This is a genomic window from Mycobacterium sp. (genome assembly GCF_052144515.1).
In the GTDB taxonomy this organism is placed as follows: domain Bacteria; phylum Actinomycetota; class Actinomycetes; order Mycobacteriales; family Mycobacteriaceae; genus Mycobacterium.
The window spans coordinates 23809-31367 of sequence record NZ_JBKQQD010000250.1 but is presented as its reverse complement, the minus strand read 5'-3'; the positions used below and the strand labels follow the sequence as shown (position 1 = coordinate 31367).

At 68.5% G+C, this 7559-nt stretch carries 5 protein-coding genes and 2 pseudogenes; 4 read left to right on the top strand and 3 right to left on the bottom strand.

Features of this window, described 5'->3' with window-relative positions:
- Window positions 1-121: 121 nt before the first annotated feature.
- Window positions 122-922 (bottom strand): annotated as a pseudogene (locus tag ACLP9N_RS17040) (electron transfer flavoprotein subunit alpha/FixB family protein); the annotation flags it as partial.
- Window positions 923-952: 30 nt separating this feature from the next.
- A pseudogene (locus tag ACLP9N_RS17035) lies at window positions 953-1751 on the bottom strand (electron transfer flavoprotein subunit beta/FixA family protein).
- Between the two features lie 226 nt (window positions 1752-1977).
- On the opposite strand from ACLP9N_RS17035, the gene ACLP9N_RS17030 reads away from it, so the two are divergent.
- From ACLP9N_RS17030 to ACLP9N_RS17015, 4 genes are all read left to right on the top strand, one after another.
- Complete coding sequence (locus tag ACLP9N_RS17030) at window positions 1978-2805, top strand: class I SAM-dependent methyltransferase (RefSeq protein WP_442408521.1); 828 nt, start codon at window positions 1978-1980, stop codon at window positions 2803-2805.
- A gap of 35 nt (window positions 2806-2840) precedes the next feature.
- Window positions 2841-4400, top strand: coding sequence for a 1,4-alpha-glucan branching protein domain-containing protein (locus ACLP9N_RS17025; RefSeq protein WP_442408525.1), 1560 nt, complete (start codon window positions 2841-2843; stop codon window positions 4398-4400).
- 85 nt (window positions 4401-4485) lie between these two features.
- Window positions 4486-5730 carry a glycosyltransferase family 4 protein gene (locus ACLP9N_RS17020; RefSeq protein WP_442408524.1) on the top strand — a complete coding sequence of 415 codons (1245 nt, stop codon included), beginning with the start codon at window positions 4486-4488 and terminating at the stop codon, window positions 5728-5730.
- A 103-nt stretch (window positions 5731-5833) separates the two neighbouring features.
- Window positions 5834-6613, top strand: a complete 780-nt coding sequence (locus ACLP9N_RS17015; protein WP_442408520.1) for a methyltransferase domain-containing protein — start codon at window positions 5834-5836, stop codon at window positions 6611-6613.
- On the opposite strand, the gene ACLP9N_RS17010 is transcribed toward ACLP9N_RS17015, so the two are convergent.
- Window positions 6577-7545 (bottom strand): SDR family NAD(P)-dependent oxidoreductase, encoded by a 969-nt coding sequence (locus tag ACLP9N_RS17010; protein ID WP_442408523.1) that lies wholly within the window; start codon window positions 7543-7545, stop codon window positions 6577-6579. The genes ACLP9N_RS17015 and ACLP9N_RS17010 overlap by 37 nt on opposite strands.
- Window positions 7546-7559 lie beyond the last annotated feature (14 nt).

Here is a 7559-nt window from a genome sequence, read left to right as displayed (position 1 = left end):
GCGAGTATGCCAAGGGCTTCGATCTTTCCTTCACCGACCCCTACGCGCTCGGGCCGCGGCTGTCGCTCGGCGTCGATCTGTTCGGCAAAGAGACATTCGCCAGCCCCTATCAATCCTATGACAGCACTCCCGAGATGCCCAGCGCGATGTAGAGCTGCGGGGACACCGTCTTGCCGGTCTGGCCCACCTGGAACTGGCCCGGGTAGTAGCCGGAGTCGACCGCGGCGCGCGACGCGCCGACGGCGGCACCCAGCGAGTCGGCCAGCGCCTCGACCACGTTGAAGTTCTCCGCGCTGCCGACGCCGCGGCCACCGGACACCACGATGGTGGCCTCGGTCAGTTCCGGCCGGTCACCGGCGACGGCGGGCTCGCGGGCGGTGATCTTGGTGGCGTTCTCGGCGGGAGCGGGCACGTCCACGTTGAACTGCTCACCGGCGCCGTCGGTCGGCTCGGCGTCGACGGCGCCGGCACGCACGGTGATCACCGGGGTGTCGCCGTTGGCCTTGGCCTCGACGGTAAACGCGCCACCGAAGATGCTGTGGACGCCTACCGCGCCTTCTTTGACCTCGACCACGTCGACCAGCAGACCCGACCCGATCCGGGCCGCGAGCCGGCCCGCGATTTCCTTGCTGTCGGCGGTGGCGGCCAGCAACACGGCGGCCGGGGCGTTCGATTCGGCCAGCGCGGCCAGCACGTCGACCACCGGGGTGATCAGGTACTTGTCGACGTCGTCGGACTCGGCGACGTAGATCTTGGCGGCACCGGCCGCCTTCAGCCCGTCGATCAGCGGCGCCGCCGTCCCCGGCGCCCCGACCACGACGGCGGCCGGCTCGCCCAGCGCACGGGCGGCGGTGATCAATTCGGCGCTGACCTTCTTCAGCGCACCTTCGGCGTGCTCGGCGAGCACCAGTACTTCAGCCATGGGTTATATCGCTCTTCTCGTGAGTGCTCGTTAGATGATTTTCTGCGCGACCAGGTACTTGGCGATGTCGTTACCGCCCTCGCCCTCGTCGGTGACCTTCTCACCGGCCGTCTTGGGCGGCTTCGGCGTCGACGACTGTACGGTCGACCCGGCGTTGGCCAGCCCGACCTCGTCGCCCTCGACGCCGATCTCGGCCAGGGTCAGCACCGTGACCTCTTTCTTCTTGGCGGCCATGATGCCTTTGAAGGAGGGGAAGCGCGGCTCGTTGATCTTCTCGGTCACGCTCACCACCGCGGGCAGTGTGGCCTCGAGGGTGAAGACGCCGTCGTCGGTCTCCCGCTCGCCGGTGACCTTGCCGCCCTCGACCGACAGCTTGCAGGTGGGTGAGCTGCGGCAGGCCCAGGTACTCGGCGATGATGGCCGGCACCGCGCCGCCGACACCGTCGGTGGCCTCGGTGCCGGCGATGACCAGCTCGGTGCCCTCGATGGTGCCCAGCGCGCGCGCCAGCGCCCACCCGGTCTGGATGACGTCCGAGCCGTGCAAGCCGTCGTCTTTGAGGTGAACGGCCTTGTCGGCCCCCATCGACAGGGCCTTGCGGATCGCCTCGGTGGCGCGCTCGGGGCCCGCGGTCAGCACCGTGACGGAGCCCTCATTACCGCTCGCTGCCTCTCTCTCCCGGATCTGCAGCGCCTCTTCCACCGCGCGCTCGTTGATCTCGTCCAGCACCGCGTCGGCGGCCTCGCGGTCCAGCGTGTAATCGCCGTCGGTCAGCTTGCGCTCCGACCAGGTGTCTGGGACCTGCTTGATCAGGACCACGATGTTCGTCATGAGTGTGGTTCGTCCTCCTTGAAGGCGTCCGGCAGCGGTCGGCTGCAGGACCTTGGTCAGGCATTTCGCAGCCGCACACGCATGTTACTAACGGGTAACTTTGTGCGGTCTGCTCTCACACCATAGCGGGTCGTCCTGCGCATTCTTTCGCCCGCATCCGCCCGCACCCGCCCGCATCCGGTCCAGGGTTCGCGAATCCCGCACTTCGCGTTAGCCTCCCTATGCAATGAGCGCATTCGTCCCCGACGCTGGCCACTCCGTAGACCGGGGGGCCCGGGCGGTCACCGCCGACCAGCCGGCGGCCGACCCGGTGTTGACGCTGACGGGTGAACGCACCATTCCCGACCTGGACATCGAGAACTACTGGTTTCGCCGTCACGAGGTGGTCTACCAGCGGCTGGCGCCACGCTGCGCGGGCCGCGAGGTGCTCGAGGCCGGCTGTGGCGAAGGTTACGGCGCCGATCTGATCGCCGGCGTTGCCCGCCGGGTCGTCGCGGTGGACTACGACGAGGCCGCGGTGGCCCATGTCCGCAGCCGCTACCGGCGGGTGGAGGCCATGCAGGCGAACCTGGCCGACCTGCCGCTGCCCGACGCGTCGGTGGACGTCGTGGTGAACTTCCAGGTCATCGAGCACCTGTGGGACCAGGCTCAGTTCGTGGCCGAGTGCGCCCGGGTGCTGCGTCCTTCGGGCTTGTTGATGGTGTCCACCCCCAACCGGGTCACTTTCTCCCCGGGCCGCGACACCCCGATCAACCCGTTCCACACCCGCGAACTCAACGCCGTGGAGCTGACCCAGTTGCTCCTCGACGCGGGTTTCGCCCAGGTGTCGATCAGCGGGCTGTTCCATGGTCCGCGGCTACGAGAGATGGACGCTCGCCACGGCGGCTCCATCATCGACGCGCAGATCGCGCGGGCGGTGGCCGACGCGCCGTGGACGCCCGAGCTGCGGGCCGATGTCGCCGCGGTCACCACCGCCGACTTCGACCTGGTCGATTCGGGCGATCGTGAGATTGACAACAGTCTGGACCTGATCGCGATCGCGGTCCGGCCGTGAGCGCGACGACTTCAGCGACTTCAGACGGCGACCGGGTGCCCGGCCTGTTCACGCTGGTGCTGCACACCCACCTGCCCTGGCTGGCCCACCACGGCCGCTGGCCGGTCGGCGAGGAATGGCTCTACCAGTCGTGGGCGGCGGCCTACCTGCCGCTGATGCGAGTGCTGCACACCCTGGCCGACGAGGATCGGCACCGGCTGATCACGCTGGGAATCACTCCGGTGGTGAACGCCCAGCTCGACGACCCGTACTGCCTCGACGGCATGCATCACTGGCTGGCCAACTGGCGGCTGCGTGCGCTGGAGGCCACCAGCGTACGGGCGGCGCCCAGATCGAAGTCGGCCAGTTACCCGTCATGCACACCAGAAGCATTGCGGGCCTTCGGGATTCGTGAATGCGCAGAGGCCGACCAGGCGCTCGACGACTTCGCCACCCGGTGGCGCCACGGCGGCAGCCCGCTGCTGCGCAGCCTGATCGACGCCGGCGCCGCCGAGCTGCTGGGCGGCCCGCTGGCCCACCCGTTCCAGCCGCTGCTGGCGCCGCGGCTGCGCGAGTTCGCGCTGCGCGAAGGCCTGGCCGACCCTGCGCTGCGGCTGGCGCACCGCCCGACGGGGATCTGGGCGCCGGAATGCGCCTACGCCCCGGGCATGGAACACGACTACGCCGCCGCGGGGGTCACCCATTTCATGGTCGACGGCCCGTCGCTGCACGGCGACACCGCGCTGGGCCGGCCGGTCGGCGACACCGACGTGATCGCGTTCGGCCGCGACTTGCAGGTCAGCTACCGGGTGTGGTCGCCGAAATCCGGCTACCCCGGACACGCGGCCTACCGCGATTTCCACACCTACGACCACCTCACCGGCCTCAAGCCGGCCCGGGTCAGCGGCCGCAACGTGGCGTCGGACGCCAAGGCGCCCTACGATCCCGAGCGCGCGGACCACGCGATCGACGTCCACGTCGAGGACTTCGTCGACGTGGTACGCAACCGGCTCATGGCTGAGTCGGAGCGCATCGAGCGGCCCGCCCACGTCATCGCCGCCTTCGACACCGAGCTGTTCGGCCATTGGTGGTACGAGGGGCCGACGTGGTTGGCGCGCATGCTGCGCGCCCTGCCCGCCGCCGGCGTGCGAGTGGGCACGCTGAGCGACGCGATCGCCGACGGATTCGTCGGCGATCCGGTCGCGTTGCCGCCCAGCTCCTGGGGCTCCGGCAAGGACTGGCAGGTGTGGGCCGGCGAGAAGGTGGCCGATCTGGTCCAGCTCAACACCGAAGTGGTCGAGACCGCCCTGACCACCATCGACAAGGCGCTGAACCAGACCGCATCGCTGGACGGCCCTATCCCCCGCGATCGCGTTGCCGATCAGATCCTGCGCGAGACCCTGCTGACCGTGTCCAGCGACTGGCCGTTCATGGTGAGCAAGGACTCGGCCGCCGACTACGCCCGCTACCGTGCGCACCTGCACGCCCACGCCACCCGGGAGATCGCCGCGGCGCTGGCGTCGGGCCGGCGCGACGCCGCACAGCGGCTGGCCGACGGGTGGAACCGCGCCGACGGCCTGTTCGGCGCCCTGGACGCCCGAAGGCTCCCCCGATGAGCCGGCGCGAGCGCGCGTGTTTGTACGGCGACACGCCGCCGCGGCTGTCATTCTGCGCACGCTCGCCAAGACAAAGGCCGCGCCCGTGAAGATCCTGATGCTGTCGTGGGAATACCCGCCGGTGGTGATCGGCGGGCTGGGCCGGCACGTGCACCACCTGGCGACCGCGCTGGCCGAGGCAGGCCACGACGTCGTCGTCCTGTCCCGCCGGCCCACGGGCACCGATCCCAGCACCCACCCGTCGTCCGACGAAATCAGCGACGGCGTCCGGGTGATCGCGGCCGCGCAGGATCCGCACGAGTTCACTTTCAGCAAGGACATGATGGCCTGGACGCTGGCGATGGGTCACGCGATGATCCGCGCCGCGCTGCCGCTACAAAAATACGGCACCGGGCGCCCCTGGCGTCCCGACGTGGTACACGCGCACGACTGGCTGGTAGCCCACCCCGCTGTCGCGCTCGCCCAATTCTATGACGTGCCACTGGTTTCCACGATCCATGCGACCGAAGCCGGGCGGCATTCCGGCTGGGTATCCGGAGCGATCAGCCGTCAGGTGCACGCCGCCGAGTCGTGGCTGGTGCGCGAATCCGATTCGCTGATCACGTGTTCGGCGTCGATGAGCGACGAGATCACCGAACTGTTCGGTCCCGGCCTGACCGAGATCACGATGATCCGCAACGGTATTGACGCCGCGCACTGGCAGTACGCAGCCCGCCGCTCGCGCACCGGGCCGGCCGAACTGCTCTTCGTGGGGCGGTTGGAATACGAGAAGGGTGTGCACGACGTCATCGCCGCGCTGCCGAGGATCAGGCGCACCCACCCGGGTACCACGCTGACCATCGCCGGGGAGGGCACCCAGCTGGATTGGCTCGTCGAACAGGCGCGTAAACACAAGGTACTCAAGGCAACCCGGTTCGTCGGGCATCTCAACCACACCGAATTGCTCGCGGTACTGCACAGGGCCGACGCCGCGGTGCTGCCCAGCCACTACGAGCCGTTCGGGCTGGCCGCCCTGGAGGCCGCCGCAGCGGGCACGCCGCTGGTGACATCGAACATCGGCGGCCTGGGCGAGGCGGTGATCAACGGGCGGACCGGGGTGTCGTGTCCGCCGCGCGACATCGCGGGGCTGGCCGCAGCGGCGCGCACGGTGCTCGACGATCCAGACGCCGCTCAGCGGCGCGCCCTGGCCGCCCGCGAACGGCTCACCTCCGACTTCGACTGGCAGACGGTGGCCAACGAGACCGCACAGGTGTACCTGGCGGCAAAGCGCCGCGAACGCCAACCGCTGCCGCGGCTGCCCATCGTCGAGCACGCGCTGCCTGATCGGTAAATATGAAGGAACGGCCCGATCCTTTTGCCAGTTGAACTACGCTATGTCCGCGTGGCGGATCGCCGAAATGATGGATGGGTCTGTGGTGGGACGGTGAACTGAAATGCTTTCTGCACGCAGCACGCTTCCAGAAGAGCTGGACGACGAGACCACTGATCCCGCCACATATCAGCGTGTCGTTGCCGAATTGGCCGTCATCAACCGAATTACCCTCACCCATCGGCCCACGTTGCGATGGCTGCGACGGGCAACGAACGGGATGGCTGAATTCTCCGTGCTGGACATTGGTTACGGTGACGGTGATCTGTTACGTGCTATTGCAAAGTGGGCTAATCAGCGTGGGATGAATGTGAAGTTGTCGGGCATTGACCTGAATCCTCGTAGCTCTGTCGCTGCTCGTGACGCGACACCCCCATGGATGCAGATCGACTACCGAACGGCTGATGTGTTTTCCTACACCCCCGCCAAGCCGGTGGATTTCATCGTCAGTTCACATGTCACCCATCACCTCACTGACGAACAAGTCGTCAATTTCGTGGCCTGGGTCGAGGCAAACTCCACCCACGGCTGGCATATTGCCGATCTGCACCGGCATGCCATGCCGTACTACGTCTTCCCCGCGCTGTGTCACCTGATGGGTTGGCACCGGATCACACGTTGTGACGGGGCGATATCCGTTGCTCGGGGCTTTCGTCGCGAGGATTGGGAGTCCTACCTGCACAAGGCAGCGGTGCCGGCAGCCATCTCCTGGCATCTGTTCCACTATTGCGTGAGCCGCAGGAACCCCGCCAGCAAGCCGACCAGGCGGCCGCTAACCGCCCCGGCAGCCACCGCCCCCCGCCGAACTCAAGTGTTTTCGATACCGATCGCGCCCGCGCAGTAGCGCCACACGCGCTCGCGATCGGCGTCGCCATATCGGGTCAACGGCAGATAGTGCTCCGGGCGGGGCCGCCGGTCCTGCCAGAAGCCGCCGGACGGCGGTGCCGGTGCGGTGGCGGCGAGCCAGACGGCGGTGTCAGCGCCCTCGCCGGCTGTGCGCAAAAGCGGACCGGTAAGCAACCGAAAACCTGGAAGCGCCGCGGCCACGCCAGGGGTGTCGGCCCATCCGGGGTGCATGGCGTAGACGCGAATCGGCGCCCAGCGGCGGGCCAGGATCGGCACGAGCGCGACCTGCATTCGCTTGGTGCGCGCATATGCCGTGGTGCCGCGGTATCTGCCGGCGCGGTATTCGGGGTCGCCGGTGGCCAGCGCCTGGGTGTACATCCCACCCGAGGACATCAGGATCACGCGCGCATCGCTGGAGGCGCGCAGGATCGGCAGCAGCTGCTCGGTCAACAGGATCGGACCCAGCACGTGGGTGGCCAGCGTGACCTCGTGCCCGTTGGCGGCCTCGGTGCGGGTGGCCGGCAGCACCCCGGCGTTGTGGACGAGCACATCCAGCGTCGAGCCCCGCCCGGTCAGGTCGGCGGCGAACGCGCGAACCGCGTTCAGGTCGGACACATCGCACACCTCCACCCGAACGTCGGCGTACGGGTGCGCGGCAACGATCTCCGCGCGGGCCCGCTCGCCGGCCTCCCGGTCGCGAACGGTCAGCAACACGGTGGCGCCCAGTTCGGCCATCCCGGCGGCGATCGCCTTGCCGATGCCGCGGTTCGCGCCGGTGACCAGCGCGGTCCGGCCCCGCAGCGCGTGCTGCGGAGGGTCGTCTGCCCAGCTCATCTGCCGCAACCGATAGCCGACGCGGGTATAGCCGGGAACGACGGCCCTATCCATGGCGGCGTCCAGCAGCGACTGAATACCCTCGACAAGACCCATACCGATCAGTGTTC